Source organism: Rhodococcus sp. USK13 (genome assembly GCF_018343855.1).
Classification (GTDB): Bacteria; Actinomycetota; Actinomycetes; order Mycobacteriales; family Mycobacteriaceae; genus Rhodococcus_F; species Rhodococcus_F oxybenzonivorans.
In genome coordinates this window covers 3,603,642-3,630,245 of sequence record NZ_CP069242.1, presented here as the reverse complement: position 1 = coordinate 3,630,245, position 26,604 = coordinate 3,603,642, and the positions used below count along the sequence as shown (strand labels likewise).

Sequence of the window (26,604 nt, the reverse complement as noted above, 5' to 3'; positions counted from 1 at the left end):
CGGCTGTGAGTACTTGTCAACCGCCGCCGGTTGACAAGTACTCACGGGCGGCGGAGCCGCCTACAGCATGCAGGAAACGCAACCTTCGACCTCGGTGCCTTCGAGGGCCATCTGACGCAGACGGATGTAGTACAGCGTCTTGATCCCCTTGCGCCACGCGTAGATCTGCGCCTTGTTGATGTCGCGGGTGGTGGCGGTGTCCTTGAAGAACAACGTCAGCGACAACCCCTGGTCCACGTGCTGGGTGGCCGCGGCGTAGGTGTCGATGATCTTCTCGTAGCCGATCTCGTACGCGTCCTGGTAGTACTCCAGGTTGTCGTTGGTCAGGTACGGCGCCGGGTAGTAGACGCGGCCGATCTTGCCTTCTTTGCGGATCTCGATCTTCGACGCCACCGGGTGAATGGAGCTGGTGGAGTAGTTGATGTAGGAGATCGACCCGGTGGGCGGGACCGCCTGGAGGTTCTGGTTGTAGATGCCGTGCTTCTGCACCGACGCCTTCAGCTCACGCCAGTCGTCCTGGGTGGGGATGTGCACACCGGAGTCGGCGAAGAGTTGACGCACCTTGTCCGTCTTCGGCTCCCACACCTGATCGGTGTACTTGTCGAAGTACTCGCCGGACGCATACTGCGACTGCGGGAAGCCCTTGAAGTACGTTCCCCGCTCGATGGCAATCCGGTTGGACGCCTGCAGCGCATGGAACACCACGGTGTAGAAGTAGATGTTCGTGAAGTCGATGCCCTCGTCGGAGCCGTAGTAGATCCGCTCGCGCGCCAGGTACCCGTGCAGGTTCATCTGGCCGAGCCCGATGGCGTGAGAGTCGTTGTTGCCCTCCTCGATCGACGGCACCGAGTAGATGTGCGTCTGATCGGACACCGCGGTCAGTCCGCGAATCGCCACCTCGATGGTCAGCGCGAAGTCCGGCGAGTCCATCGTCTTGGCAATGTTCAGCGACCCCAGGTTGCAGGAGATGTCCTTGCCCACCTTGCTGTACGAGAGGTCGTCGTTGAACAGCGACGGCGTCGACACCTGCAGGATTTCGGAGCACAGGTTGGAGTGCGTGATCTTGCCCTCGATGGGGTTGGCCCGGTTCACCGTGTCCTCGAACATGATGTACGGGTAGCCCGACTCGAACTGCAGCTCGGCGATGGTCTGGAAGAACTCGCGCGCCTTGATCTTCGACTTCCGGATCCGCTTGTCGTCGACCATTTCGTAGTACTTCTCGGTGACGTTGATGTCCGCGAACGGAACGCCGTAGATGCGTTCGACGTCGTACGGCGAGAACAAATACATGTCCTCGTTCTTCTTCGCCAGCTCGAAGGTGATGTCCGGGATGACCACGCCGAGCGAGAGCGTCTTGATGCGGATCTTCTCGTCGGCGTTCTCACGCTTGGTGTCGAGGAACCGGTAGATGTCCGGATGGTGGGCGTGCAGGTACACCGCGCCCGCACCCTGACGCGCCCCGAGCTGGTTGGCGTAGGAGAAGGAGTCTTCGAGGAGCTTCATGATGGGGATGACACCCGAGCTCTGATTCTCGATTCGCTTGATCGGAGCGCCGTGTTCACGAACATTGGTGAGCAGCAACGCGACTCCGCCGCCGCGCTTGGACAACTGCAGGGCGGAGTTGATGGAGCGGCCGATCGACTCCATGTTGTCCTCGATACGGAGGAGGAAGCAGGAGACGGGTTCACCGCGCTGCTTCTTGCCGGAGTTGAGGAACGTGGGGGTGGCGGGCTGGAAGCGTCCGGCGATGATCTCGTCGACCAGCTTGGTGGCCAGGTCCTCGTCACCTGCTGCAAGGGTGAGCGCCACCATGCACACTCGGTCTTCGAACCGCTCGAGGTAGCGCTTTCCGTCGAACGTCTTGAGCGTGTACGAGGTGTAGTACTTGAAGGCCCCCAGGAACGTCGGGAAGCGGAACTTCTTGGAATACGCGTGGTCGATCAGAAACTTCACGAAGGCACGCGAGTACTGGTCGAGCACCTCGGGCTCGTAGTAGTTCTCCTCGACGAGATAATCGAGCTTCTCGTCGAGGTTGTGGAAGAACACCGTGTTCTGGTTGACATGCTGCAGGAAGTACTGGCGGGCCGCGGCGACATCCTTGTCGAACTGGATCTCGCCGTTCGGCCCGTACAAGTTGAGCATCGCGTTGAGCGCGTGGTAGTCGAGACCGTTCGTCGAGTCCCCACCGCGCGCGTCACGCTCTACGCTCCCCGCATCGATGGTGTCTGTGATGGTCGGCGCCACAGCTCCTGCTCCTTGTCGTCTAAGTGTTCCCAGAATTCACCCAGACCGACCTTCACCCGTTCGACGTCCTCGGCTGTGCCCATGAGTTCGAAGCGGTAGAGGTAGGGAACGTGACACTTCTGAGAAATGATGTTTCCTGCAAAGCAATAGGACTCACCGAAATTGGTGTTTCCCGCCGCGATCACTGCTCGGATCAGCGACCTGTTGTGTGGATTGTTGAGAAATCGGATGACGGGCTTCGGGACGTAACTGGTGTCCCTACCCATCGCCGTGGTCCCGCCGCCGTACGTGGGGAGGATCAAGACGTAGGGCTCGTGCACCTCGAAGGTGCCGTCGCGGTCGTGGATGGGTATGCGCGTCGCAGGCACCCCGAGCCGCTGAACGAATCGGTGCGTGTTCTCCGAGGCGCTGGAGAAGTACACCAGCGAAGTCATCGGTACTCACCATCTCGAGTGAAACTGTCGGTCAGTGCTGCTCCGGAATCGGTTCGCTCTCGCTCGCGGAGGGTGCGATCGTGTCGCTTCAAGCAGCGTTTGCCGAGAGGGTCTTGATGCGATCGGGCCGGAAGCCCGACCAGTGCTCGTCACCGGCTACGACCACGGGCGCCTGCAGGTATCCCAGCGCCATCACGTAGTCCCGGGCTTCGGCGTCTTCGGTGATGTCGACGACGGCGTAGTCGATACCCTCCTTGTCGAGGGCCCGGTAGGTGGCATTGCACTGAACGCAAGCGGGCTTGGTGTAGACGGTGATGCTCATGAAGTCCCTCTTTCCACTGCCGAAAATGGAGCTGACGAAGTGTGTGTTCAGCACCCGAGATCTCCCTGATCGAGAGGACGGTCACCCCATCGGAGGGGTTCACCGAGCCGATTCCCGTAGTGGTCTCTCAGTGCTCAAGACACTACACCTAGTGGCCGACAGAAACACTTAACCCGAGATGTTGTGAGTCACATCGATGAAATTCCCTGGTCGACATCTGCTGAACCACAAATTTCGCCATCCCGTCGGCGTGTCGCGCATCACATTTTCGGCGGGCCTCGGAACGCTCCCGCCTGCGCGATTCGCACACCCGAGGCTCGAGGAGCCTACGTCACCTGTGAGCAGGCTCCAGCATTCCCCAGCGCCCCGAGCAGTGGACTGTCGCGACCCTCATTTCAACCGGCTTCCGCTCGACCCGGTCGGCGGACGGCGGCCTTCGGTCGAGACCCGACTCCCCCGCCGCCGCGTGCACCCGGCGCCCCAGCCTCCACCGCCGCTTGCCGGCCGGTAACTGCCTGCCTCCCGGTACCGTGACCGGATGCCCGTGCACTCCTCCGAGCAACCCGACCGCTGGGCGCCCGTCGTCCGCACGGAGCGGGTGACGCCGAACATGCAGAGGATCACCCTGTCTGGTGGTGATCTGACGGAGTTCGAGTCGAGTGGCGTGCCCGACGAGCGCGTATTGCTCGCCTTTCCGCCCGGTGGCGCGGAGCAGAGGAGCTTCACCGTCCGCCGCTGGGACCCGTCGTCCTGCGAGATGGACATCGATTTCGCCGTCCACGCGGGCGGCGCTGCGATTCGGTGGGCGCTCCAGGCGTCGCCCGGCGATGTTCTGGGGTTCTCGGCCGCCGCCGGCTGGTATTCACCGCCCAGCGATACGGCATGGCAACTTCTCGTCGCGGACATGACCGGTTTACCTGCCGTCGGCCGGATTGTGGAGGAATTGCCCGGTTCGGCGCACGTGCACGTGATCGCCGAGATCACGGCCGCCGAGGATCGGCAGCAGTTCACCACCGAGGCCGACGTGACGGTCACCTGGTTGCACGGCAGCGGCAACGGCACCGGACGCAGCAGGCTGGCGGAGGCTGCACGCACCTGGCCGCGACCCTCCGAGCCGGGATACGTGTGGTTCGCGGGCGAAGCGCGTACATCCCGAGACGTACGCCGCCGGCTGCGCCACGAATTGGCCTGGCCGGCGAATCGATATGACGTCATGGGTTATTGGCGCGAGAACAAGGAGGACTGGGTCGCGCGGTACGAGACGGTCCGTGAGCAGATAGAAGCCGCCAGGGACTCTGCCCTGGCGGCCGGTGAAGACTTCGACGCGGTGCGGGACGCCGTCGACGCAGCCCTCGAGAGATCCGGGCTGTAGCGACGGCGGTCCCGCGAGCGACTCAGGCGTCGACGAGCTGCTTGGTGGCGTCCACGAGGCTGGTCACGACATCGGCGACCTGCTGTGCGACCTCGGAGTTCTCCCGCGGGTGGCGGTCACCGAACTTGTCGATCGTGCCGCCGATGGCGAGCGTGACGTCCTCGAGCACCTTGCCGCCGGCGATACGGACGGCCTTGCGGGTGTCTTCATGGGCCCACTGTGCGCCGTTGCCGCTGGGGGACGCGCTGATGACGGCGACCGGCTTGTCCTTGACGGCGCCGGTTCCGTACGGACGGGAGATCCAGTCGATGGCGTTCTTGAGCACGGCGGGAATCGTGCCGTTGTACTCGGGGGTGAGGATGAGAAGCGCATCGGCGCGGCCGGCGGCGTCACGCAACGCCTCGACGGCGGGGAGGGAACCTGCGACGTCGATGTCCTCGTTGTAGAAGGGCACCTCACCGAGCCCTTCGAACACGGTGATGTCGGTCCCTGCCGGAGCAACCGAGACTGCCGTCTCGGCGAGCTGGCGGTTGACCGACGCGGCTCGCAGGCTGCCGACGAGTACGAGAATGTTGGTCTTCGACATGTCAATTTCCTTCGATGGTGCGGTGGGCGACTCGGGAACAGGTATATCACCTAAACGGACCACGGTCCACTTACATTCCCCGACGCGGTAGGATTGCGCCGTGACCCGCCTCCTCCTTCCCCAGATCGGGGTCGAACCGCCCGAACGGTGTGATGCCGCACGTAATCGGCGGCTCCTGCTCGATGCTGCGGCCCTCTTGGTGTCCGAGCGGGGCGTCGACGCGGTGACGATGGACGCCGTCGCCTGCAAGGCCGGTGTGGGCAAGGGCACAGTGTTCCGCCGGTTCGGAAGCCGATCGGGACTCATGCTCGCCCTCCTCGACCATTCCGAGCGCGAACTCCAGCAGGCGTTCATGTTCGGACCCCCACCGCTGGGGCCGGGCGCCGCCCCGGTCGAACGGCTCATCGCCTACGGCCGGGCGCGCATCGCCACCGTCGAGGTCGAGGGCGAGGTCCGGCGGGCCGCGGAGAATTCTCCGGGCACCCGTTTCGCCGCGCCGGCTCGCGCAGTGTCGGTGACGCACGTCGTGTCGCTGCTCCGCGAGGCGGGCGTCGAAGGAGATCACGAACTGCTGGCGTGCTCGCTCCTCGCACCCCTCGAGGCGACGCTCGTACTGCACGAGATCCGCGACCTCGGGATGTCGACCGAGCGCCTCGAGGCTGCCTGGGAGGATCTTGTCAGGCGTGTCACCCGCGCCTGAAGGTCACAGGGCGCGCAGCCACAGCGCCAACTCCCTGGCGCTCGCGTCGATGCGCGCCGGCCAGTCGAGCGCCGAGTCGTCAGCCGTATCGCTCACGTGCTTGACGAGGCGGCATTGTGCACCGACCTGTGCGCACGCGTAGGCGACGGCGAAACCTTCCATGTCGACGAGATCGGCCCGCTCCGCGAGCACGTCGCGCACCCCCGCCTCCGATACGAAGACGTCCCCCGTTGCAAGCACCGAGCCGTCCCCCTCCGGCATCTCGAGCCGGTCCGCGACCTCGTGCCCCAAGGCCCGGATGGCGTCGCCGCTGATGTCGTGGTTGAGCACGGTCGACGGCGTGAAGAGGCCACTGTGGTGTTCGTGCAGGGCTCCCGCGGTGCCGATGTTGACCACCAGCGGTTTCTGCGACGACGGATAGTCGCCGAGCGCCTTCGCGACGGCCACCGCAGCGCTCACCTTGCCGATGCCCGTGAGCAGCACGTCGAACTCCGGTGGGACGTGCACCGCCTCCGCCTTGGTAGCGCTGACGACGAGGATGTCCGATCTGCTCATGCGCGGAACCGTACCGGGCCTTCCCCATACTGCGTCCCACGTGCCCACTCGCTACAGTTTCTGACATGGCGAATCTACGTGCGCAGATACTCGAGGAACTCGGTGCCCAGCCCACCATCGACGCGGCGAAAGAAATTCGCACCCGCGTCCAGTTCCTGAAGGAGTACCTCCTGTCGACGCCCGCGAAGGGCTTCGTTCTGGGCATCAGCGGCGGCCAGGACAGCACTCTTGTCGGGCGTCTCGCTCAACTCGCGGCGAGCGAACTGCGAGAGGAGGGACACGAGGCCGAGTTCATCGCTGTCCGTCTTCCCTACGGCACCCAGGCGGACGAGTCGGACGCACAGATCGCGCTGAAGTTCATCCAGCCCGACCGGTCGGTGTCGGTCAACGTCAAACCCGGCGCCGACGCCACTGCCAAGGAATCGGCCTCAGCCCTGCGGGACATCCTCGGCGACGGCGGCGAGCTGCGCGACTTCGTCCGCGGAAACATCAAGGCCCGAGAGCGCATGGTCATCCAGTACTCGATCGCGGGGCAACTCGGCTACCTCGTACTCGGTACCGACCATGCAGCTGAGGCCATTACCGGGTTCTTCACCAAGTACGGCGACGGTGGCGTGGACGTCACTCCCCTGACCGGCCTCTCCAAGCGTCAGGGCGGCGCCCTGCTCCGCGAGCTGGGGGCACCGGAGACCACCTGGAAGAAGGTGCCCACCGCCGATCTCGAGGACGACCGCCCGGCGCTCCCCGACGAGGAGGCGCTCGGTCTGACCTACACGCAGATCGACGACTACCTCGAGGGCAAGGACGTTTCCCCGGAGGTCGCCGAGAAGCTGGAGACCATGTACCTGAACACGCGTCACAAGCGCACGGTCCCCGTCACACCTCTCGACACCTGGTGGCGGTGATCCGGTGACCCTGGTTCTGGTCGCGGGCGGTACCGGTACGGCGGGCAGGCAACTGGTCAAGGAGTTGCTTGCCCGCGGGCACTCGGTCCGTGTCCTCACTCGGCACGGTGGTGCGCCGGGCACCGAGATCGTCCATGTCCACGGCGACTTGGTGACGGGCGAGGGGCTCGCAGAGGCGCTGGACGGGGTCGACGTGGTAGTGGACACGACCGACGGCAAAACCCGCCGCACTCGGGCCGTGCTGGACGAGGGCGCCACCAATCTGCTGGCGACAGCGGACGGTGCGGGTGTGCGACGCGCGGTGCTGCTGTCCATCGTGAACGTCGACCGCGGCGAGTTCGCCTACTATCAGGCCAAGCGACGGCAGGAACGGGTCTACGAGAGCTCGCCGCTCGACACAGTCGTCGTGCGCGCCACCCAGTTTCACGACTTCATTCCCATGGTCGCGAAGCCGCCGAGCCATGTCGGGGTGATTCCGGCATTCGCGAGAACGCGATTCCAGTCGATCGACACCCGCGATGTCGCGCGGGCGCTGGCGGACGCCGCTCTGGCGACCGAGCCGGCGTCCGAGGGTCTCGTCACCATCGGCGGCCCGGAAGTCCGCACGGCCCGTGACCTCGTCGTGGCATGGAAGAAAGCCACGGGGACGCGCGGACTCGTCATCGACGTGCCCCTGCCGGGAGCACTGGGTTCCTTCCTGAGGGCAGGGCACAACCTGGCTCCGGGAAAAGAGTTCGGGTCGATCACCTTCGACCGGTGGCTGGCCGACACGACGACGGCCTGAGCGGCTCCCGGAGTGCTGTAACTCCTCTAGCCTCCCGCGAACGGCGGCAGGACGTCCACCTGGTGTCCGGCGGTGCGCGTGAGGTCGCGCGTGAGCTCTGAATCGACGAGGAAGGCCGCCACCGACAGCACCCGCTCCATGTCGGCTCCGTACTTGGCGACGAGGGCGGTCTTCACCTGACCGAGTGGGGCGTCCGTCGGCAGATCGAGGGTTTCCTTCGTGCAACCGGCGGCGTCGGCGGCCGCCGCGAAATACCGCACCGAAATGCCTGTCACCGTGTCAACCACCGATAGCTCCCATACTGCGCTGCGGCGGCGCGAATCCGTCCGCATTGATTCCGTGTCCCGCCCACTTGTTCCACATCGCGCCACGCCACAACTGGGCCAGGTCCTCGTCGCCGGCACCGGAACGCAGTGCCCCCCGCAGGTCGACCTCCTGGTCACTGAACAGGCACGACCGTACCGTTCCCTCGGCGGTCAGACGGGTTCGGTCGCAGTCGGAGCAGAACGAGCGGGTGACCGACGCAATGATCCCCACGGTGGCCGGACCACCGTTCACCAACCACTCCTCCGCCGGTGCGGACGCGTCCTCCCTCCCGTGTTCCACGAGGGTGAACCGCTCACCCAGAACCGACAGCAACCGGTCGGCGGACACCATCTGCTCACGTGCCCACTCGTGGTCCGCGTCGAGGGGCATCTCCTCGATGAAGCGGAGCGCAATCCCTTCGGTCAGGCACCATTCGAGGAGATCCGCCGCCCCCGCGAGTGTCTCGGGCATCAGAACTGCGTTGACTTTGAGCGGCGCCAGGCCTTCATCGGCGGCGGCCCGGATCCCAGCGATCACCGACGGCAACCGATCGCGTCGCGTGAGCCTGGCGAAGTGCTTCCTGTCGATCGAGTCGAGGGAGACGTTGACGCGGGTGAGGCCGGCGCGGGCGAGTGCAGCAGCCCGGTGTTCGAGCCCGACTGCGTTGGTGGTCATCGACAGCGGCACACCCGGAACCCGTTCGGCGCACCCGGCGATCATGGCTTCGAGGTCGGCGCGCATCAGCGGCTCGCCACCGGTGAACCGGACCTCCCGGACCCCGAGCTGATGCACCGCGATACCCACCAACCGGACGATTTCCTCAGCCGTGAGCAGATTGTGCGCCGGGATGGCCGGCAGACCTTCCTCCGGCATGCAATAGGTGCAGCGCAACGAGCATTTCTCGGTGATCGACACCCGAAGGTCGCGCGCTACCCGACCGAATCTGTCGACGAGGTCCCCCACATCGGGGCGGCCCGCGAGCGAGACGGCCGACCGCACGGTGGGAATACCCATCTCCACCATTGTCATCGCGTTGCCTTTCCCCGCATTGGTCCAGTATGCCGCGAGGCGGTGATCCGTGCCGCACCGCCGTGCATAGGATTGGTAACCATGGCCGGAGGAACGTCGTGACCACGCGGACGGTGGAGCAGCATGCTCAGCACGTCGCCGAACTTCTCGCACCGCTCCATACGCGCCCCGGCGAGGAGATTCCACTCGGTGAGGCGCTGGGACGCGCCCTCGCCGCCGACGTCCATTCACCCGTCGATCTGCCCCTGTTCCGGAACTCCCAGATGGACGGCTACGCCGTCGACGCCGCATCCATCACGACGGTCCCTGTGATGCTGCCCGTGCGCGGGGTGATCGCGGCCGGGCCGGCCGAACCCGTCACGCACCTTCCCGGCACGGCCTACCGAATCATGACCGGAGCACCGGTTCCGCCGGGCGCGGACGCGATCGTCCCCGTCGAGGACACAGTCACCTCGGATGGCGAGGTGCGGATCGAAAAAACCCGCTCGGCCGGGGAATTCGTGCGCGAACGTGGCAGCGACGTCCGGGCGGGAACCCTTCTCCTCGCCGCGGGCAGCCTTCTCGCTGCCCGTCACATCGCCGTGCTCGCCGCTGTCGGGCTGCAGCGCGTATCGGTACGCCCGCGGCCGCGTGTCGCGGTGATCACCACAGGCGCCGAACTCGTCGATGCGGGAAGCGCACTGCGTCCCGGCCAGATCTACGATTCGAACGGCATCGCACTGGCGTCGAGTGCACGAGCCAACGGTGCAGAGGTGGTCTCCATCGCCCGTAGCACCGACGACCCCGCCGAGTTCCGCACCCTGCTCGCCGAGGCGGTCCTCACCGCCGATGTCGTGCTGACTTCCGGCGGTGTATCGATGGGCGACTTCGAGGTGGTGAAGGAAACGCTGTCCCCGCTCGGCGCTCAGTTCGCTCACGTGGCCATGCAGCCGGGCGGACCGCAGGGGACAGCCGTGGTCAACGGCGTCCCGGTATTGAATTTCCCGGGCAATCCGGTGAGTACCCTCGTCTCCTTCGAGATCTTCGCCCGTCCCGACATTCGCCGCGCAGCGGGCCTTCCTCCCACGGAAGCCGTGGAGGGGCCGCTCGCGGCGCCGCTCACCTCCGTCCGAGGTAAGCGGCAGTTCCTCCGCGCTCGCCGCACCGACACCGGGGTAGAACTCGTCGCCGGTCCGGGCTCACATCTTGTCGCAGCGATGGCGTGGGCGGATGTCCTCGTCGATGTTCCCGCCGATGTCACCGCACTCGACGCCGGCCAACTCGTGAAGGTGATTCCCCTATGAGCGATTTGACGCACCTCGACGGCGAGGGTCGTGCACGCATGGTCGATGTGAGCGCGAAAGCCGATACCACCCGGACTGCCGTGGCGGAAGGACGACTCGTCACGACCCCCGAGGTCATTGCGCTCGTCCGGGCCGACGATCTCCCCAAGGCAGATGTACTCGCGACCGCCCGGATTGCGGGTATCTCGGGTGCGAAGAAGACGTCCGAGCTCATTCCGTTGTGCCATCAGCTTGCGCTCTCGTCGGTCAAGGTGGAGTTCGGATTCGCCGACGATGCCATCACGATCGAGGCGACAGCGAAGACGAAAGGGCCGACCGGCGTCGAAATGGAGGCACTGACCGCAGTGGCTGTGGCCGGGCTGACTCTGCACGACATGGTGAAGGCCGTGGATCCCGCTGCCACCCTGGACGGTGTCCGCTTGCTCACGAAAGACGGCGGCAAACGCGGGCACTGGACCCGGGAGCCGGCGACCGACTCGGCATCACCGAGAGGGCGCACTGCCGCGGTCCTGGTCGCCTCCACAGGCGGCGCCGCGGGCACGCGGGAAGACACGACCGGTCCGGCCATCACTGCCTGGCTCGACGAACGCGGGTTCCGGACGCGCGGCCCCCTGGTCTACGCCGACGCCGAGATCGCGGCCGGCCTCGCCGACGCGCTGTCCGGCAGCCCCGCACTGGTCATCACCACCGGCGGGACGGGTGTCTCCCCCACCGACGCCACTCCCGAAGCCACCCGGGCCGTACTCGACCGCGAACTGCCCGGCGTCGCGGATGCCATCCGCAATCGGGGAACGACAGTGACGCCGCATGCATCTCTGAGCCGGGGACTCGCCGGTGTGTCGAACGGCACAGTGATCGTGAATCTGCCGGGTTCACCGGGCGGAGTGAAGGATGGACTTGCGGTGCTCGACCCCATCGTCGATCACCTTCTTGCACAGATCGCCGGTGGAGGTATGCACGATGAGTGACATTCTTGCCCAGATTTCGGACCTGCCCCTGGACGCGGCCGTTGTCGATGCGGCCGTGGCGGGACCGGAACACGGCGCGGTAGTCGTCTTCACCGGGGTGGTACGTAATCACGATGCCGGACAATCCGTTTCGGCACTCGAGTATCAGGCACACCCCGATGCCGAGCGCTTTCTCCGCACGTGTTGTGAGGAGGTTGCGTCGTCGACGGGACTGCCTGTTGCCGCGGTCCACCGGGTGGGTGCGCTGACCGTCGGGGACCTGGCGCTCGTGGCTGCCGTAGCCGCACCGCACCGGGCCGAGGCGTTCGCGGCCTGCGCCGAACTCGTCGAACGGATCAAGCACGAGGTCCCCATCTGGAAGCGGCAGCATTTCGCCGACGGCGCGTCCGAATGGGTGGGACTGTGAGTCCTGAGTCGGACCGGCATCGCATCACCGGGTAGACTCGGCGGCACTAGGTGACCATGACGGTCACCCAGCGTCGTAGAACGCATTCAGTTCGGGAACCTCCGAATCCTGTTGGGTGTGCACAGCGTGTGCATCCGCTCTTCTTACGGCGAAGAAGCTTGCCGACCGGCAACGCCGCCAACCTGTGCTCGAGCTCCGACGGGATCGCCTTTCCGTGTCGGCCCTCCGGGCACAACCCTGTGCCCGAAAGGCTCTGACACTTGTCTGACACGACGACACCCGACACCACCTTCGCCGCTCTCGGCGTCCGCGAACCGCTGGTGCGGGTGCTCTCCTCGCAGGGCATCACCGCGCCCTTCCCCATCCAGGTCGACACCCTCCCCGACACGCTGTCGGGCCGCGACGTGCTCGGCCGCGGCAAGACGGGCAGCGGTAAGACGCTGGCCTTCTCCATCCCGATGGTGTCCCGCCTCGCCGGTGAACTGTCGGGCGGAAAGCGTCGGCCCGGCCACCCCGTCGGTCTGATCCTGGCCCCCACCCGCGAGCTGGCCACCCAGATCACCGCCACACTCGAACCGCTGGCGCAGGCGTACGACCTGAAGGTCACCACCATCTTCGGTGGCGTCTCCCAGAACCGCCAGGTGTCGGCGCTCAAGGCAGGCGTCGACATCGTCGTCGCATGCCCCGGCCGCCTCGAAGACCTGATGAAGCAAAGGTTCGTGAGCCTCGACGCAGTCGAGATCACCGTGCTCGACGAGGCCGACCACATGGCCGACCTCGGCTTTCTGCCCGTCGTCACGCGCATCCTCTCCGCTACGCCGCAGCAGGGGCAGCGACTGCTGTTCTCGGCCACGCTGGACAACGGTGTCGACAAGCTCGTCAAGCGGTTCCTGAAGAACGAGGTCCTGCACTCGGTCGACGAGGCGAACTCACCCGTCGCGGCCATGACACACCACGTGTTCGACGTCGACAGCCCCGAGACCAAGCGCAAGCTGGTCGAGAAGCTGGCATCGGGCACCGGACGCCGAATCCTGTTCATGCGCACCAAGCATCAGGCGCGAAAGCTGGCGCGTCAGCTCACCGAAGCGGGTATTCCGTCGGTGGATCTGCACGGCAATCTGTCGCAGGCCGCCCGCGACCGCAACCTGGCCTCGTTCTCGGCCGGTGAGGCACGCGTGCTGGTGGCCACCGACGTGGCGGCGCGAGGCGTCCACGTCGACGATGTGGAACTGGTCGTGCACGTCGATCCGCCCGCCGAGCACAAGGCTTACCTGCACCGTTCGGGCAGAACCGCACGCGCAGGCAGCGCCGGCGACGTCGTCACCGTCGTACTGCCCGAGCAGCGCAAGGATCTGTCCATCCTCATGCGGAAGGCAGCGATCAAAGTCACTCCCGTCCGCAGCACCGCGGACTCCGCCCACGTTCTCGAACTCGTCGGTGACCTCGCACCACATGTGACGCCGGCACCGAAGGCCACGCCGGTGTCCAGCACCGGCGGACGCACTCAGCGGCCCGGCGGTGGCCAAGGCGGTCAGGGTGGACGAGGCGGCCAGGGCGGACGCGCCCACGGTCAGGGCGGCGGCGCTCGTCGCTCCCGTTCTGGCGCTGTGGGCAGGCCGCGGGCGGCGTCGTCCACGGGCGGCGGAACTCGTACCGCGTCGGCCGGCGCGTCACGCCGCCGTCAAGGCTAGAACTCGTCGAGGTGGACGGCGTCGGCCAATGGCCGGCGCCCCCGCCACCCGAAGCGCTCGAGGTCGGGTACCTGCTGGAACTCGGCGACGTGTCCCACACACAACCAGGCGATGGGACGCACCGGCTCGGGAATCCCCAGCAATTCGGTGAGGTAGGGCTCGTCATAAAAGGACACCCAGCCCACTCCGACGTTCTCGGCGGCGGCCGCGAGCCACAGATTCTGAATCGCCAGCACGGCTGAGAACAAGCCGGTGTCGTCGACCGTGTGCCTGCCGAGAATGTGCTCGCCGCCGCGACTGCGGTCATAGGTGACGACGACGCCCATGCCGCTCTCACGTATTCCTTCGATCTTGATCGGATCGAACGTCGTCCTGCGATCGTCGGGTAGCGATTCGGCGAACCTTCTGCGGGCATCGGCGACGTGCTCGGCGAACACGTCGAGGGTCGCCGGCCTGCGCACGACAACGAAATCCCACGGCTGCGTGTTGCCGACGCTCGGGGCGCTGTGCGCTGCCCCCAGGATGCGGTTCAGAACCTTCTCCGGTACCGGCTCCCCCGTGAACTCCGCTCGCACATCCCGTCGGCGGCGGATCGCCTCATACACGGACAGCATGGGTTCGGGATACGACGGCGTGCTACACGCGGGCTCGGTCACGCCGTCACGGTATAGCGGTGCACCCCCAACATCGCGCCGGGGTCGACATCTTCGCCCTCGGACACGATGCAGTCCTCGAGGCCCGCGCGCACCTTCTCCGGTTCGATGTCCGCACCGATGAGTACCAATTGCGTTGTGCGTTCCTCCCCCGATTCCCAGCGCGTGGAGGTGAACCGGATGTGTGGCCCCACCGTCTGCACCTCGAACTTGCGCGACTGCCCCGGTACCGCGAAGTGCACGAATCCCTTGATGCGATAGATGCCGACGGGCCGGCTTTCGAGGAAATCGACCAGCCGCCGTGGATCGATCGGGTCGACCGACGCGAAATCGACTGACTCGTAGGACGAATGCAGGTGGTCGTGACCGCCACAACCCTCATCGCAGTGCTCGTGCTGATCCAGCAACAGCCGATCGAGCGTGAGCTGTTCACCGGGGGCCGGATCACGTCCCGGTTCCTGATCGAAGAGCAGGGTGGGCTCGATGCGCCCGTGCGCGGTCGCGAGAATCGGGGCACGATCGTTGTAGTCGCGGACCAGCTGCTTCACCGCACCGAGTCGTGGTTCGTCGATCCGGTCGGTCTTGTTGAGTACGACGAGGTCGGCCAGGGTCACGTGCTTCCCGAGATCAGGATGCCGGGCGGACGTTTCCTCGAACTGCTCACCGTCGACCATCACCACCAGCCCCCCGTACACGACGTGCGGATTTCTGCTGCCGAGCACGAGCCGAATCATGTTGCGCGGCTCGGCAAGCCCGCTGGCCTCGACGATCACCACATCGATCTGTGAAGAGGGATTCGCCAGACGATCGAGCATGTCGTCCATGTCGCTCACGTCGACGGCGCAGCACATGCACCCGTTGCTCAGCGACACCATCGAATCGACCTGCCCCGCCACCATCATCGAATCGATGTTCACGGCTCCGAAGTCGTTGACGATGACACCCACGCGGACACCGCGATTGTTGCGCAGCACATGATTGAGCAGGGTGGTCTTACCGGAACCGAGGAATCCAGCGACGATGACCACCGGAATCCGCTTCTTCGCCAACTGCCCCGACCTCCATGGATCTCGATGAGCCACCGGGCGCCCATGGTAGCGCCCGGCCGACCGATCTCAGCTCACCGCGCCGACTATCGCCGCGCCGATGGCGGCGGCAGGCACCATCGGCATGGTGTGGTGAGTGGCTCCCTCGATTGTCGTGACCGTCGCCGAGGGAAGCCTGCGCCGGATCGTGGCCGCCACCGCCGCCGCGTCGTGCGCGCGGCTACTTCCTGCCAGCAGCACGGTAGTCGGGACGGTCATCCGGGCGAATGCGGCAGGCTTCGGACGGCGCGGAACCACGACCTTCGCGCCGGCGAAGGCAACCGCCCCGAGGGCGGCCAACTCGAGCCATCGCTCGTCCAGGCCGACGCCACCAGTCTCCCAGCGGATCAGCGCGCGTTGCCGCTCCGCAGTGGGACGAAGCAGCAGCGGTGCGGCCCGAAGCAGGTAGCGGGTGCTCAGTCCCGCAAAACACGATGTCGGGTCGAGCAGCACCACACTGTCGACGTTTCCGCGTCCGCTCGACGTGTATCCGAGGGCGATCATCGCCCCGTAGGAATGTCCGACGAGTGCGGTCGACTCCAGACCTAATCCATCCAGTACCTCATCGAGCCAGGTGAACAAGTCGCTCGTGCTGCGCAACGGGGTGCCATCGCTTACGCTCCGCCCGGCGTCCTGCATGATGTCGACGGCATAGACGCGATGGCGACGCGCCAGGACCTCGACGTTGGCCGCCCAGACCGTGGAAGTCGCTCCGCCTCCGGGCAGGAGAAGCAGTGGTGCGCCCGATTCGGGACCGCACACGTTCACCCGAGTCATGCCGTAGGCCGTCGGCACGTCGACCGGTGTAGCCACCACCGGCCAGCTGCCCAGCAGGACGTCGTAGGCGCGATAGAAGTCATCGAGTTTCGCCACAGCGCCTCCTCCATTTATCTCGATGATCGAGATATTATCTCCTCGGCCGCGCTCCGGCAGTACATTCAGGTCTCGTGAATCTCGACGAAAGCGCTCAGACTGTGCACAAGCTGCGCGCTCTCGCGGTGGAGCTGAATCTGCTCGGCGCCGAGTTCGCCCAGCTGCACGGACTGCACACCACGGACCTCCGGGCACTTATCAGCATCCTGGACGCCGGTCGCGCAGATATCGCTGCAACCCCGGGTTGGCTCGGCGACCGCCTCGGGATCAATTCGGCATCCGTCACTGCACTTCTCGACCGCATGGAGAAGGCCGGGCTCGTCCGTCGCACGCCGGACGCCGAGGACCGGCGCCGCTCCCGAATCACGGTCACTGCCACAGCGATGAACCTCGGTGAAACCTTCTTCGGCCCGCTCATCAACCGGACGACAACCATCCTCGAGGGATTCGAACCTTCAGAGCGACAGACTATTTCACGATTCCTCGACGGCATGAACGCCGCTGTCGCCGTCGAACGGCAGGTGGCCGTTCACCCGACCGAGGACTCGGTGTCGAGATCGCGGACGCGTCGCGCGGGTGAGCCGACGTAGAGTCCGTTCGGCGAGCAGTCGCGGGTGACTACCGCTCCTGCACCGACGACACAACCTTCGCCGACCGTCACTCCTGGCAGGATGATTGCCCCTGCGCCGATCCAGCAGCCGTCACCGACCACGATGGGAAGGTCTACCGCCGCCCCGCACCGTCCCGACACCGGACCCAGCCGATGTGTGCTGGTAATGAACTGGACACGGTGACCGACCGCCACTTGCCGACCGAGCGTGATGGTTGCGGTGCCATCGAACAGCACTCCGCGGTTGATGAAGGTACCAAGACCTAGACTGACATCTTTGCTGCCGAAATAGCATCCTGAGTAGATCCCGGCACCCCATACCTACGCGCCGGCAGCCAGCAACAAGAGAGTCCGTAGCCAGACCGGCACAAATGCGGACGACTGGACGATCGTGACGAAGCGCACGCGCCAACCCTAGCCAGTGATCGCGCCCCGCGCTGGATGGTCATCTGCTCGGTCGGCACACATGCGACTCGGTAACGGTCCCGACACCGAGCCCGATGATGTTCCCGAGACCCAAGGGGGGCGAGTGGCACAACTCGATAGCGAAGGATTCGCTGCCATGCTCGAATCAATCCCGCATGCGATCAGCGTCCACGACAAGAACCGCCAGGTCATCTTCCGCAACTCGGCCTGCGCCGCTCTGATCGGCGCCGGCGTCGACGAGTTCGACAGTCTCCGGCACGAACAACTCTTCCATCCCGACGACAGTGACCTGTGGAGCGCGATGCTCGCCCGCTCCCTGGGTGGTGAGAGGGCAAGCGCGACGGCACACCTGCGTATCCGTCACCGTAATGACCATTGGCTCTGGGTTCACGTCGCGGTGTCCGCCTTCGACGTGGGCGATGAGACGTTGGTCGTTCTGGTTCTCCAGGATCAATCCGACACCATCTGGGGCAACCCGCGGTCCGTCAAGCAGAAAATCTGACACCTACCGACCCTGACCGGTCGGCCGACTGCGACAAGGCGGGGTGCGGATCGTGGCACCACACCGCCGGCAGAAATGCGTGCGGTGCCCGCCGTTCTTCGACGTGCCGCAGTCGCACACTTCCCACCCGACAAGGCAGGTGTTGGCACCGAGCAGGTGCCCGTTGGGGCATCGCCGTGGGGCGAGCTCGGTCCGGCGCGTCACAGAACCGAATCTACACGTTAATCGAACGTATGTTCTATCACATGTAGTTGCCCGGGGCCCCCGCACTGCCGTCGGCGCGCTCCACCAGGAACCAACTTCCCGGCGCATAGACCAGTTCCCGGTCTTCGCGGACGATGACGAGCGCACCACTGTCATGGATGCTGTAGGTGTCGTCGCCGCTGAAGTCGGTGACGGCGAACTCTGCCAGTTGGTCGAACGACCGATGTGTCACGGTGAAAGTCATACTGCCAGTGTCCCACTGCGACAACGTCCCGACCCGAGATCGCCGACGCAGCTACTTCACATGTGGGGCAGGGCGGCAGCGAGAAAGACGATTCCGAGCGCGATTCCGAAGGCACCGGTGAGTATGCCGATCAGAGCCTCCAGGGATGTCGACTCGTCCGCCTCGACCGACGGATTTCGAGATGCAACGACGCCCGTCGCTATGGCTCCGGCCCCGAGGAGAATGCCGAAGCCGAACATCCAGAACATCACAATCGACAGCGCGCCGAGCATCACCGAGACGTCGTTGCAGTAGGCGCCGAGAGGCCGCGTCGACGTCATCAGCCATGGCAGGTGGCCGCGCCGGCGATCGGACGAGGGAGACGGTGACGTAGTCATGGTCATGGTTGCGGTAAATCCTCTCCGTGCAGACGTACGGGGACAGTGCCGGGGCGCGTGATAGACAGCGACTCACCGACGCGCCGTTGCGCGTGATCCGACCGCGACTGCCCTCAGCTAAGCGTCGGCGACCGAGCGGGACTGCGGACCGGGCCCGAAGTGAAGCACAGCTATCCATCTTCCGGGTTCGGTCCACAAGCGCCTGCCACCTGGTCGGATGCGGCATCGCTGCGCACCAAGAATTTAGCACTCTCCTATATTGAGTGCCAATTCAGAGGAGGTGCACAGCGACAGCTAACAGACTGCCCATGCTGGTTACTTTGTCGTTACCGATCGGTAGCGCTGGCACGCGACCGATGTGAGTGCTAATTTCCGAGATGCACAGGCATCCGTGTCCGTCGCCGTGGCGGGCACGCCGGGTAATGGGGAGGTGCACAGCTGTGCGGTACCGCAAGCACGGATCTTCCGAGGTGAAAGACCGACGCGACCATCGAACAGCACATACCGAAGAGTGTGTGCGCTGGCCGGATCCGAGTCCACTGAGCAGTTGGTGGGAACGCGTCGTGTGGGGTGATCGGAGCGTCACATGAGCGGTGAAACTGTCCCCTCGCGCCCCCGCGCGTGGGACTTCCATTGTGACCACTGCGATCACACGTACCGCGCCCTGGCTGACAGTCGAACCGCTGCCCGCTGCACAGCCCGGTTGAACGGCTGGGTCACGGACGGCACCACTCTCTGCCCGGGATGCGCCGTCGTCGCCGCCGTCGAACAACAGCTTCTGCTGCCCGGGAAGGCAACGGGCTAGCCGCCGGCCAGGTTCGACTGCCCCGACCGGCAGCAGCGGACGAAGACCATGGGAAATGCGTGTGGTCACGCACATGAAGAAGTCCCCCACCATGCGATGCATGGTGGGGGACTTCTCAGTGGGTGGAGCTAAGGGGACTCGAACCCCTGACCCCCACACTGCCAGTGTGGTGCGCTACCAGCTGCGCCATAGCCCCGTATTCAGTTCTTTCTCTCGCACCAGGAATGACTTCCGCGTGCTCGAAGAAAGTTACACCATCGTCGACCTGGCCAACAAATCGCCTGCTCAGAGGCGCTTCGCACCCGTGCGCCTTTGTGGTTGCCGGGACAACCAGAAAGGCGCACGGGCGGCGGAGCCGCCTACAGCTGGGACACCCAGTTCTCGTTGGAGAGCGCGTCGATGACGGTGCCGTCCTGAACCACTGCCGGAGTGCCGGTTGCGCCGCTCGCGCTCAGAGCTTGACGGCCGGCCTCCGCGTCGATCGCAGCCTGCTCGACCTTCGCCCCGGTAGTGATGCACTGCGCGGCCTCGTCGGACGCTCCGGCGTCGCGGGCCATCTGCGCCAGTTCCTCGTTGGAGTGGTCGGAATCGCCGTTCTCCGCCGGCTGGTTCTCGGGCGCGAACAGGGCGGCGTGGAAGTCCGAGTACACCGACGCGTCACCGGTAGCCGCAACGCACTGTGACGCCGCGACAGCGCGCGTGGAGTAGTCACCGCTGGCCGACAACCGATTGAGGAAGTTCAGAATGTGGTAGCGGACAGCCACTTTCCCGTCGTCGACCGCCTTGGCCAGTTCCTGCCCGTTCTTGTTCTCCAACTCGGCGCAATAGGGACACATCGGGTCCTCGAACAGATCGATCGTGGTGGCTGCGTCGGGACGGCCGAGGAGCACCACGCCGTTGTCTTCGACCGACACTCGGACCTCGGAGTTCTGCACTCCCCCGTAACCGTCGTTGCGCGGCTTGCTTCGGTTGTTCTGCCAGATCACGCCGCCTATCACGAGGGCTGCGATGACGAGTACGGCGAGCCCACCGAGAATGTAGGTGGACCGGCTGGACTCCGGCTGCGGGGTGTACTTGTTCTTCGAGCTCACGTGGATGCAGTCCTTCGATGTCGGATCGATTTACCAGGTGCTTACTCTGCCATCGTCGGCTGAGGGGCCACTGAGAAAGGCGCCCGCGACGCGGGCCCCAGCGCGAACGGAGTACGGGGGAACACGATCAACCAGGCCGCCAGCGCGAGGAATCCGATGTCCCGCAGGATTTCCTTGGTGTAGTCCCAGCCGTCGACGTCGGCCGCTCCCCCACCGCCGAAACAACCGCAGTCGATGGACAGGCCACGCGCCCACACCGAAATGATGACGCCGACGAGGACGAGCAGGAGGGTCGCCGACACCACCGCCGTGGCCCGGACCCCGAGCCCGATCAGAAGCAGTAGTCCGAGGGCGATTTCGAAGAACGGTAGGGCGTTGGCAACGGGACGGACGAGCTCTTCCGGGAGCAGTTGGTAGGCGCGAACCGCGATGATCGTTTGTGCGGGATCCGCCACCTTGAGCGCGCCGGAGACGAGCCAGACGACGGCGAGGGACACGCGGGCGACGAGGGAGACGATCCTGATCCACACCGAAACGAGAGTACAGACGTCGCCGGTCAGAGCGCTTCGACCGACACCTTCGGGGCCGGCTTGTTCGGCACCAGCATCCAGCCTGCTGCGGCGACGAGCATCACACCACCCGTAACGGCAAAGGAGACTGCGTAGGACAGGTGCTGGGCGAGTAGACCGGCGCCGACCGGACCGAGAACGCCGCCCACGTCGGCCACCATTTGGAACGTGGCGAGCACAGGCCCGCCACGCGACTTCGCACCCACGACGTCCGCCACGGCCGCCTGCTGGGCGGGACTCATGATGCCGGACCCGATACCCGCGACACCGGAGAGCACGAGGAAAACGACGAGATCCTCGCTGAATCCCATGCCGACGGTGCTCGCCCCGCACACCAGGAGGCCGAGCACGACGAAGAGCTTCCTCCCGTAGGTGTCGGAAAGCCTTCCCGACACGATGAGGACCAGCGCGTTGCCGACGGCGAACACGGCGAGTGCGATTCCGGCGAGCGCTTCCTCGCGGTGGAGCGCCTCGACGACGAATAGCGGGACCATCGCGACCCGTACGCCGAAGATGACCCCACCGAAGGCGAAGTTGGATCCGAGCGCGGCGCGGTACACGGACGATCTCGAGGCCTCCCGCAAGGTCATGGCGGCCCCCGCAGCGGTGGCGTCCGGTGCGGTGAGATGCGATCCCCTCAGGCTGACGAAAACGACTGCGGCGGCGATCACGAGGGCGATGGCGTAGATGACGAACGGGACACGCAGACCGAATCCGACGAGCAGCCCGCCGACGAGCGGTCCGCTGATCGAGCCCAGCAGGAAACTTGTGGCATACAACCCGGATACCCGGCCGCGACTGTCGACCGGTGCGATCCGGATGACGAGACCCATCGCGGACACGGTGAACATCGTCGAGCCGATCCCGCCCAGTGCGCGGAAGATCAACAGCTGCCAGTAGTCGCCTGCCACCGCGCACGCCGCTGTGGACGCTGCAACGATCAGCAGACCGGTGATGTAGACCGGGCGCTCGCCCAACTTCTGCACCAGCCGCCCACTGAGCGGGGCGAACACCAGCCGCATGAAGGCGAAGGACGAGATCACGACCGTCGCGGCCGTCACGCTGACGTCGAAGCTGCGCGCGAACTGCGGCAGCGCCGGCGCGACGATGCCGAAACCCAATGCGATGACGAAGCTGGCCGACACCAGCACCCAGATTTCCGAGGGAAGTCGGGGTTTGGTCCCGGAGAGCGGCCCAGCTTCACGAGTGTTCATCGGGAATCGATGCTATGTGCAGCCGCCGACACGAAGACACTCACCCCGGATCGCCTCGGCGCGGGGTCACCGCAGCGCGTCGGCCACCAGTTCCTTGGCGGCCGCCTGCACCTGTGCGAGATGCTCGGGACCTTCGAACGATTCGGCGTAGATCTTGTACACGTCCTCGGTTCCCGACGGCCGCGCGGCAAACCACGCGTTGGCCGTGGTGACCTTCAACCCGCCGAGCGGTGCCCCGTTTCCCGGAGCAGTCGTCAGGGTCGCGGTGATGGGCTCCCCCGCGAGTTCGGTTGCCGTCACCTGTTCCGGCGACAGCTTGGCCAGGACTGCTTTCTGCTCCCGCGTCGCGGGCGCATCGATACGGGCATACGCCGGACTGCCGAACTTCTCTGCCAGCTCCCCGTAACGAACCGATGGTGTCTTACCGGTGACCGCCGTGATTTCGGAGGCGAGCAGCGCGAGGATGATGCCGTCCTTGTCGGTGCTCCACACCCGGCCGTCGTGTCGCAGGAACGACGCCCCCGCGCTCTCCTCCCCGCCGAATCCGAGTGATCCCTCGAGAAGTCCGGGGACGAACCACTTGAAACCCACCGGGACCTCGAGCAGGTCGCGGCCGAGGCTGTCGACCACCCGGTCGATCATCGACGAACTGACGAGTGTCTTGCCCACCCGCACCGCCGGACCCCACCCCGGCCGGTGGGCGAACAGGTAGTCGATGGCTACGGCGAGATAGTGGTTGGGGTTCATCAGTCCGCCGTCGGGAGTGACGATTCCGTGCCGGTCCGCGTCGGCATCGTTTCCCGTGGCGATGTCGAAGCGGTCCCGTGCTCCGATCAGGGACGCCATGGCATCCGGGGACGAGCAGTCCATACGAATCTTGCCGTCTGTGTCGAGAGTCATGAACCGCCAAGTGGGGTCCACGAGCGGGTTCACGACTTCGAGATCGAGATGATGCGTGTCGGCGATGGCACCCCAGTAGTCGACACTCGCACCGCCCAGCGGATCGGCTCCGATCCGCACTCCCTCGCGGCGAATGGCATCGAGGTCGAGCACGCTCGGTAGGTCGTCGACGTAGAAGCGGAGGAAGTCGTATCGCTCCGCGCGCTGCATGGCCCGCTCCGCGGACGCGCGCTTGACTCCCGACAGATCGCGGCGCAGTAATTCGTTCGCGCGGTCGGCGATGATCGTTGTCGCCTCGGAACCAGCGGGACCCCCGTGTGGTGGGTTGTACTTGAATCCGCCGTCGCGCGGCGGATTGTGCGAGGGCGTCACCACGATCCCGTCCGCCTCGGACTCGGGACGGCTGCTGTTGTACCGCAGGATGGCGTGGCTGACCGCGGGGGTCGGCGTGTAGCGGTCCCGTGAATCGATGAGCACCGTCACGTCATTGGCGGCCAGCACCTCGAGTGCCGACATCCAGGCGGGTTCGGACAGCGCGTGCGTATCGCGACCCAGGAACAGCGGACCGTCGATACCCTGCGACGCCCGGTATTCGACGATGGCCTGCGTCGTGGCGAGGATGTGGGCCTCGTTGAATGCGGAGTCGAGGCTCGATCCGCGGTGCCCGGAAGTCCCGAACAGCACCTGCTGCAAGGGGTTTTCGGGATCGGGCACACGGCTGTAGTACGCAGTGACCAGATGCGCAATGTCCACCAGATCCTCCGGCAGTGCCACCTGACCCGCCCTGTCGTGCGCCACGAGACCTCCTCCACGTCGACGATGTCGTACTCGACTATCGGTCCCATCCTGCACCCTCGCGGCACAGTCCGCGATCAATACGTCCATCGGAAGCCGAGCCAGGCGGCGCCCAATCCGGCGCCGACGCTGGCCACCACGTAAAGGAGTGAGGTCACGGTGCGCCGGATACGCGCGAGCCCGACCGACTCGACCGCGAAGGTGGAATAGGTGGTGAGGCCCCCGCAGAAACCGGTGCCGAACAACGCGAACAGCTGCGCAGACATCGCTGCGCCCGACACCATTCCGAGGATCAGGCAACCGCTGATGTTCACCACGAAGGTGGCGACGGGAAAGCTGCGGTACGGCACCACATAGCGCGCAGCGAGGTAGCGGACGGCGGATCCGAGCCCACCACCGAGGGCAACGAGGAGCAGGGTCATACGAGCGCTCCACGAGCCCGGCGATGGCGGTGGCCGACGAGCATGCCCAGTCGTGCCGCCAGGAGGGCAGGCAGCAGAGTAGCCGTCACATACAGCGCGGCGCGGCCGGCATCCTCCCCCACGGCATCGACGGCAAAGGTCGAGAACGTGGTGAATCCGCCGAGGACACCGACCCCGAGGAACAGCCGCAACGGTCGGTCCGGCCCGAGCATCTCGGCGAGGTACCCGAGCAGCAACGAACCGACGACGTTGATGGCCAGAATGGTCCAGATACCGGGCCACTGCTGGGCCAGAATGAACCGTACGGTGGCTCCGAGCGCTCCTCCCGCGGCGACCACGAGGACGGATTTCGACACGGGCACCGGCGTTCCTTCCCTCGCGGACACGATTCGGGCCGGACACCTGGTGTGGTGTCCGGCCCGGATTCGGGGTGGAGCTGCCGGGAATTGAACCCGGGTCCTACGCAGCAAAGCTAGGGCTTCTCCGTGTGCAGTTTGCTATGCCTCTACTTGGATCTCCCAGTCTCGCAAACAAGCCAGGATGACGATCCCAGTCGCTGTGAGTTGTCCCGTTCGGCTCCGCGACCGAGCCGAACGGTAAAGCCCTCTAGCTGATGCCAGTACCCGGGCCGAGGGCGAACCCGGACTGACAGACACGCAGTCGCTACTTAGGCAGCGAGTGCGTAGTCGCGCTGATTGGAATCGGCGCTTATATGTTTGCAGCGACGCTTACGGTGGTCTCTTGCCTGCACCGACACGCTTCCCCTACCTCAACGTACGCAGTCGAAACCGTTCAGCCCCGTACGTCCCCCACGACTCTCGGGGGGCCACCCAGTGTAACGCGAACCCGGCGCGGTTTCATCCCACTTGTCTGCAGCGGCGTGTGGGCGGTCTCAACTGGCGACGGCGATCATCCCGACGGCCGCCAGCGCCAGCAGCATTCCGGCCTGTTGCACCTTGCTCACCCGTTCGCCGAGCATCACCATGGCCAGCAGCACGGTCGCTGCGGGGTACAGCGATCCGATCACACTGACCAAGGAGAGCAACCCGCCCTGGAATGCGTAGAGCATTGCGGCGTTGGCCGCGACATCGAGGAAACTGACGTAGACGGCGAGCTTCATCGGCTCTCCGTGTGGCAGAAGGAAATGACCGGACGCCAGCGCCACCACCCACACCACGGCTGTGGCGGCGGCGCGCGAGACGGCCAGGGGCCACAACCCGCCCTCGGCACCGATCTGGTGCAGCGCCACGAACGCGATGGCGAAGGCGACACCGGAACCGACGGTCAGCAGCGCGACGGACTTCGTGAACGTGAGCACTCGCCCACCCGCCACCTCGCCGGCCGTCTCGTCGGGCGACTCTCGGCTGACCAGCACGACGGCGACGAGCGCGACAGCAATCCCGGCGTACGCAATCGATCCGGGCCGTTCCCCGAAAGCGAGACCGACGAGAACAGGGATGCCTGCCACCAGGACGGCAGTCAACGGCGACACCACCGACATCGGGCCTGCCGCCAGCGCCAGATAGAACCACCACACGGCGACACCACCGGCCACGCCGGAGACCGCGCCCCACAACAGGGACGAGGTGGTGAACGTGCCCGCCACGAACGGCGCGATCACCAGCACGATCAACAGCGACAACGGATACGAGACGATGACCACCCGCAGTGCAGCCACCCGCCGAGAGGCCACTCCACCGACGAAATCGCTCACGCCGTAGCCGATGGCAGCGACCAGCGCGAGCAGGACGCCGGTCAGCGCATTCCCTTGACTCGTCGTCCGAGTTCGCGGGTCACCTCACGTTCGGCGGTGCGCTTGGCCAAATCCTGACGCTTGTCGTAATCCTGTTTACCCTTCGCGAGCGCAAGTTCCACCTTGACCTTGCCGTCCGAGAAGTACATCGACAGGGGCACGAGGGTCTGATTACCCTCTCTCGTCTTCCCGACGAGGTGATCGATCTCACGCTTGTGCAGCAATAGCTTCCGGGTGCGCCGTGGCGCGTGGTTGGTCCACGTGCCCTGGGTGTACTCGGGAATGTGGAGCGATCGCAGCCACACCTCGCCGTTGTCGACGGTGGCGAATGCGTCGACGAGCGACGCCTTTCCCTCGCGCAGGCTCTTCACCTCGGTTCCCACGAGTGCGATGCCCGCTTCGTAGGTGTCGATGATGGCGTAGTTGTGACGCGCCTTGCGGTTGGTCGCAATGACCTTGCGGCCCTTTTCCTTCACGTTCCGGGCCTTTCAGTCCG

At 65.6% G+C, this 26,604-nt stretch carries 32 protein-coding genes, 1 tRNA gene and 1 other RNA gene; 11 read left to right on the top strand and 23 right to left on the bottom strand.

Translation table 11 applies throughout. The features are described from left to right. Positions 1-60: 60 nt before the first annotated feature. From nrdE to JQT59_RS19155, 3 genes are all read right to left on the bottom strand, one after another. Positions 61-2,244, bottom strand: a complete 2,184-nt coding sequence (gene nrdE, locus JQT59_RS19165; RefSeq protein WP_502939713.1) for a class 1b ribonucleoside-diphosphate reductase subunit alpha — start codon at positions 2,242-2,244, stop codon at positions 61-63. Further along, on the bottom strand, positions 2,202-2,678 hold the full coding sequence (nrdI, locus tag JQT59_RS19160) for a class Ib ribonucleoside-diphosphate reductase assembly flavoprotein NrdI (RefSeq protein ID WP_159926029.1): 477 nt from the start codon (positions 2,676-2,678) through the stop codon (positions 2,202-2,204). Before nrdI ends, nrdE begins: the two co-directional genes overlap by 43 nt. A gap of 88 nt (positions 2,679-2,766) precedes the next feature. Beyond that, on the bottom strand, positions 2,767-3,000 hold the full coding sequence (locus JQT59_RS19155) for a redoxin NrdH (protein ID WP_109335193.1): 234 nt from the start codon (positions 2,998-3,000) through the stop codon (positions 2,767-2,769). Between the two features lie 538 nt (positions 3,001-3,538). Between JQT59_RS19155 and JQT59_RS19150 the strand changes: the two genes are divergently transcribed. Continuing rightward, positions 3,539-4,372, top strand: a complete 834-nt coding sequence (locus tag JQT59_RS19150) for a siderophore-interacting protein (RefSeq protein ID WP_213571605.1) — start codon at positions 3,539-3,541, stop codon at positions 4,370-4,372. Positions 4,373-4,394: 22 nt separating this feature from the next. Here the strand turns inward: JQT59_RS19150 and JQT59_RS19145 are convergent, their stop codons facing one another. Then, positions 4,395-4,958, bottom strand: coding sequence for an NAD(P)H-dependent oxidoreductase (locus JQT59_RS19145; RefSeq protein ID WP_213571604.1), 564 nt, complete (start codon positions 4,956-4,958; stop codon positions 4,395-4,397). A 100-nt stretch (positions 4,959-5,058) separates the two neighbouring features. On the opposite strand from JQT59_RS19145, the gene JQT59_RS19140 reads away from it, so the two are divergent. Beyond that, positions 5,059-5,658, top strand: a complete 600-nt coding sequence (locus JQT59_RS19140; protein WP_213571603.1) for a TetR/AcrR family transcriptional regulator — start codon at positions 5,059-5,061, stop codon at positions 5,656-5,658. 3 nt (positions 5,659-5,661) lie between these two features. On the opposite strand, the gene JQT59_RS19135 is transcribed toward JQT59_RS19140, so the two are convergent. Then, positions 5,662-6,213: a nucleosidase gene (locus JQT59_RS19135; RefSeq protein ID WP_213571602.1), complete on the bottom strand. Its 552-nt coding sequence runs from the start codon at positions 6,211-6,213 to the stop codon at positions 5,662-5,664. A 65-nt stretch (positions 6,214-6,278) separates the two neighbouring features. On the opposite strand from JQT59_RS19135, the gene nadE reads away from it, so the two are divergent. Further along, a complete protein-coding gene (gene nadE / locus JQT59_RS19130) occupies positions 6,279-7,118 on the top strand; it encodes an NAD(+) synthase (RefSeq protein ID WP_213571601.1) in 840 nt (279 codons plus the stop codon). A 4-nt stretch (positions 7,119-7,122) separates the two neighbouring features. After that, complete coding sequence (locus JQT59_RS19125) at positions 7,123-7,902, top strand: SDR family oxidoreductase (RefSeq protein WP_213571600.1); 780 nt, start codon at positions 7,123-7,125, stop codon at positions 7,900-7,902. Positions 7,903-7,928: 26 nt separating this feature from the next. On the opposite strand, the gene JQT59_RS19120 is transcribed toward JQT59_RS19125, so the two are convergent. Both JQT59_RS19120 and moaA read right to left on the bottom strand, forming a co-directional pair. Then, positions 7,929-8,189, bottom strand: coding sequence for a MoaD/ThiS family protein (locus JQT59_RS19120; RefSeq protein WP_213571599.1), 261 nt, complete (start codon positions 8,187-8,189; stop codon positions 7,929-7,931). Continuing rightward, the gene (gene moaA / locus JQT59_RS19115) at positions 8,182-9,237 is read right to left on the bottom strand and encodes a GTP 3',8-cyclase MoaA (RefSeq protein WP_213571598.1); all 1,056 of its coding nucleotides are present in this window, start codon (positions 9,235-9,237) and stop codon (positions 8,182-8,184) included. The genes JQT59_RS19120 and moaA overlap by 8 nt, the downstream gene beginning before the upstream one ends. A gap of 98 nt (positions 9,238-9,335) precedes the next feature. Between moaA and JQT59_RS19110 the strand changes: the two genes are divergently transcribed. The 4 genes from JQT59_RS19110 to JQT59_RS19095 all read left to right on the top strand — a co-directional run bounded on the left by JQT59_RS19110 (position 9,336) and on the right by JQT59_RS19095 (position 13,585). Continuing rightward, entirely contained in the window at positions 9,336-10,520 is a 1,185-nt protein-coding gene (locus JQT59_RS19110) for a molybdopterin molybdotransferase MoeA (protein ID WP_109331132.1), read from the top strand. Then, positions 10,517-11,488, top strand: a complete 972-nt coding sequence (gene moaCB / locus JQT59_RS19105) for a bifunctional molybdenum cofactor biosynthesis protein MoaC/MoaB (protein ID WP_213571597.1) — start codon at positions 10,517-10,519, stop codon at positions 11,486-11,488. Before JQT59_RS19110 ends, moaCB begins: the two co-directional genes overlap by 4 nt. Further along, positions 11,481-11,894 carry a molybdenum cofactor biosynthesis protein MoaE gene (locus JQT59_RS19100; protein ID WP_159926009.1) on the top strand — a complete coding sequence of 138 codons (414 nt, stop codon included), beginning with the start codon at positions 11,481-11,483 and terminating at the stop codon, positions 11,892-11,894. Before moaCB ends, JQT59_RS19100 begins: the two co-directional genes overlap by 8 nt. Positions 11,895-12,154: 260 nt before the next feature. After that, positions 12,155-13,585 carry a DEAD/DEAH box helicase gene (locus tag JQT59_RS19095; protein WP_213571596.1) on the top strand — a complete coding sequence of 477 codons (1,431 nt, stop codon included), beginning with the start codon at positions 12,155-12,157 and terminating at the stop codon, positions 13,583-13,585. Here the strand turns inward: JQT59_RS19095 and bluB are convergent. From bluB to JQT59_RS19080, 3 genes are all read right to left on the bottom strand, one after another. Beyond that, the gene (gene bluB, locus JQT59_RS19090; protein WP_213577862.1) at positions 13,582-14,199 is read right to left on the bottom strand and encodes a 5,6-dimethylbenzimidazole synthase; all 618 of its coding nucleotides are present in this window, start codon (positions 14,197-14,199) and stop codon (positions 13,582-13,584) included. The two genes, JQT59_RS19095 and bluB, sit on opposite strands and share 4 nt — an antisense overlap. Before the next feature lie 38 nt (positions 14,200-14,237). Next, positions 14,238-15,287 (bottom strand): CobW family GTP-binding protein, encoded by a 1,050-nt coding sequence (locus JQT59_RS19085; RefSeq protein WP_213571595.1) that lies wholly within the window; start codon positions 15,285-15,287, stop codon positions 14,238-14,240. Between the two features lie 66 nt (positions 15,288-15,353). Beyond that, a complete protein-coding gene (locus JQT59_RS19080; RefSeq protein WP_213571594.1) occupies positions 15,354-16,196 on the bottom strand; it encodes an alpha/beta fold hydrolase in 843 nt (280 codons plus the stop codon). Positions 16,197-16,270: 74 nt separating this feature from the next. Between JQT59_RS19080 and JQT59_RS19075 the strand changes: the two genes are divergently transcribed. Further along, complete coding sequence (locus JQT59_RS19075; RefSeq protein ID WP_213571593.1) at positions 16,271-16,786, top strand: MarR family winged helix-turn-helix transcriptional regulator; 516 nt, start codon at positions 16,271-16,273, stop codon at positions 16,784-16,786. Here JQT59_RS19075 and JQT59_RS37120 read toward each other — a convergent pair. Then, positions 16,726-16,908 carry an acyltransferase gene (locus tag JQT59_RS37120; RefSeq protein WP_249354641.1) on the bottom strand — a complete coding sequence of 61 codons (183 nt, stop codon included), beginning with the start codon at positions 16,906-16,908 and terminating at the stop codon, positions 16,726-16,728. The two genes, JQT59_RS19075 and JQT59_RS37120, sit on opposite strands and share 61 nt — an antisense overlap. Positions 16,909-17,368: 460 nt before the next feature. Between JQT59_RS37120 and JQT59_RS19065 the strand changes: the two genes are divergently transcribed. Then, positions 17,369-17,734 carry a PAS domain S-box protein gene (locus JQT59_RS19065; RefSeq protein ID WP_213571592.1) on the top strand — a complete coding sequence of 122 codons (366 nt, stop codon included), beginning with the start codon at positions 17,369-17,371 and terminating at the stop codon, positions 17,732-17,734. 241 nt (positions 17,735-17,975) lie between these two features. On the opposite strand, the gene JQT59_RS19060 is transcribed toward JQT59_RS19065, so the two are convergent. Continuing rightward, positions 17,976-18,182 (bottom strand): hypothetical protein, encoded by a 207-nt coding sequence (locus JQT59_RS19060; protein ID WP_159926001.1) that lies wholly within the window; start codon positions 18,180-18,182, stop codon positions 17,976-17,978. Positions 18,183-18,238: 56 nt separating this feature from the next. After that, positions 18,239-18,502, bottom strand: a complete 264-nt coding sequence (locus tag JQT59_RS19055) for a hypothetical protein (RefSeq protein WP_502939865.1) — start codon at positions 18,500-18,502, stop codon at positions 18,239-18,241. A 643-nt stretch (positions 18,503-19,145) separates the two neighbouring features. Here JQT59_RS19055 and JQT59_RS19050 point away from each other — a divergent pair. Beyond that, entirely contained in the window at positions 19,146-19,364 is a 219-nt protein-coding gene (locus JQT59_RS19050) for a hypothetical protein (protein WP_213571591.1), read from the top strand. Positions 19,365-19,487: 123 nt separating this feature from the next. Here the strand turns inward: JQT59_RS19050 and JQT59_RS19045 are convergent. The 10 genes from JQT59_RS19045 to smpB form a co-directional block, all read right to left on the bottom strand. After that, positions 19,488-19,560: transfer RNA gene (locus JQT59_RS19045), tRNA-Ala, on the bottom strand. 163 nt (positions 19,561-19,723) lie between these two features. Beyond that, positions 19,724-20,455 (bottom strand): DsbA family protein, encoded by a 732-nt coding sequence (locus JQT59_RS19040; protein ID WP_213571590.1) that lies wholly within the window; start codon positions 20,453-20,455, stop codon positions 19,724-19,726. Positions 20,456-20,496: 41 nt separating this feature from the next. Further along, positions 20,497-20,985, bottom strand: a complete 489-nt coding sequence (locus tag JQT59_RS19035) for a MauE/DoxX family redox-associated membrane protein (protein ID WP_213571589.1) — start codon at positions 20,983-20,985, stop codon at positions 20,497-20,499. A 26-nt stretch (positions 20,986-21,011) separates the two neighbouring features. Beyond that, positions 21,012-22,238, bottom strand: a complete 1,227-nt coding sequence (locus JQT59_RS19030; protein ID WP_213571588.1) for an MFS transporter — start codon at positions 22,236-22,238, stop codon at positions 21,012-21,014. A gap of 66 nt (positions 22,239-22,304) precedes the next feature. After that, positions 22,305-23,936, bottom strand: a complete 1,632-nt coding sequence (pgm, locus tag JQT59_RS19025; protein WP_213571587.1) for a phosphoglucomutase (alpha-D-glucose-1,6-bisphosphate-dependent) — start codon at positions 23,934-23,936, stop codon at positions 22,305-22,307. A gap of 74 nt (positions 23,937-24,010) precedes the next feature. Next, a complete protein-coding gene (gene crcB, locus JQT59_RS19020; RefSeq protein WP_109331149.1) occupies positions 24,011-24,355 on the bottom strand; it encodes a fluoride efflux transporter CrcB in 345 nt (114 codons plus the stop codon). Next, complete coding sequence (locus JQT59_RS19015) at positions 24,352-24,717, bottom strand: fluoride efflux transporter FluC (protein ID WP_213571586.1); 366 nt, start codon at positions 24,715-24,717, stop codon at positions 24,352-24,354. The genes crcB and JQT59_RS19015 overlap by 4 nt, the downstream gene beginning before the upstream one ends. A 66-nt stretch (positions 24,718-24,783) precedes the next feature. Beyond that, positions 24,784-25,155, bottom strand: a transfer-messenger RNA (tmRNA) gene (gene ssrA / locus JQT59_RS19010). Between the two features lie 92 nt (positions 25,156-25,247). Then, a complete protein-coding gene (locus JQT59_RS19005) occupies positions 25,248-26,114 on the bottom strand; it encodes an EamA family transporter (protein ID WP_502939863.1) in 867 nt (288 codons plus the stop codon). After that, positions 26,111-26,584, bottom strand: coding sequence for an SsrA-binding protein SmpB (gene smpB / locus JQT59_RS19000; protein ID WP_109331155.1), 474 nt, complete (start codon positions 26,582-26,584; stop codon positions 26,111-26,113). Before smpB ends, JQT59_RS19005 begins: the two co-directional genes overlap by 4 nt. Positions 26,585-26,604 lie beyond the last annotated feature (20 nt).

Excerpts from the sequence above, each read along its gene's own strand:
- nrdI (WP_159926029.1), bottom strand. The coding sequence starts at position 2,678 with ATGACTTCGCTGGTGTACTTCTCCAGCGCCTCGGAGAACACGCACCGA.
- JQT59_RS19155 (WP_109335193.1), bottom strand. The coding sequence starts at position 3,000 with ATGAGCATCACCGTCTACACCAAGCCCGCTTGCGTTCAGTGCAATGCC.
- JQT59_RS19150 (WP_213571605.1), top strand. The coding sequence starts at position 3,539 with ATGCCCGTGCACTCCTCCGAGCAACCCGACCGCTGGGCGCCCGTCGTC.
- JQT59_RS19145 (WP_213571604.1), bottom strand. The coding sequence starts at position 4,958 with ATGTCGAAGACCAACATTCTCGTACTCGTCGGCAGCCTGCGAGCCGCG.
- JQT59_RS19135 (WP_213571602.1), bottom strand. The coding sequence starts at position 6,213 with ATGAGCAGATCGGACATCCTCGTCGTCAGCGCTACCAAGGCGGAGGCG.
- nadE (WP_213571601.1), top strand. The coding sequence starts at position 6,279 with ATGGCGAATCTACGTGCGCAGATACTCGAGGAACTCGGTGCCCAGCCC.
- moaA (WP_213571598.1), bottom strand. The coding sequence starts at position 9,237 with ATGACAATGGTGGAGATGGGTATTCCCACCGTGCGGTCGGCCGTCTCG.
- moaCB (WP_213571597.1), top strand. The coding sequence starts at position 10,517 with ATGAGCGATTTGACGCACCTCGACGGCGAGGGTCGTGCACGCATGGTC.
- JQT59_RS19100 (WP_159926009.1), top strand. The coding sequence starts at position 11,481 with ATGAGTGACATTCTTGCCCAGATTTCGGACCTGCCCCTGGACGCGGCC.
- bluB (WP_213577862.1), bottom strand. The coding sequence starts at position 14,199 with ATGCTGTCCGTGTATGAGGCGATCCGCCGCCGACGGGATGTGCGAGCG.
- JQT59_RS19065 (WP_213571592.1), top strand. The coding sequence starts at position 17,369 with ATGCTCGAATCAATCCCGCATGCGATCAGCGTCCACGACAAGAACCGC.
- JQT59_RS19060 (WP_159926001.1), bottom strand. The coding sequence starts at position 18,182 with ATGACTTTCACCGTGACACATCGGTCGTTCGACCAACTGGCAGAGTTC.
- JQT59_RS19055 (WP_502939865.1), bottom strand. The coding sequence starts at position 18,502 with ATGACGTCGACGCGGCCTCTCGGCGCCTACTGCAACGACGTCTCGGTG.
- JQT59_RS19050 (WP_213571591.1), top strand. The coding sequence starts at position 19,146 with ATGAGCGGTGAAACTGTCCCCTCGCGCCCCCGCGCGTGGGACTTCCAT.
- JQT59_RS19030 (WP_213571588.1), bottom strand. The coding sequence starts at position 22,238 with ATGAACACTCGTGAAGCTGGGCCGCTCTCCGGGACCAAACCCCGACTT.
- crcB (WP_109331149.1), bottom strand. The coding sequence starts at position 24,355 with ATGACCCTGCTCCTCGTTGCCCTCGGTGGTGGGCTCGGATCCGCCGTC.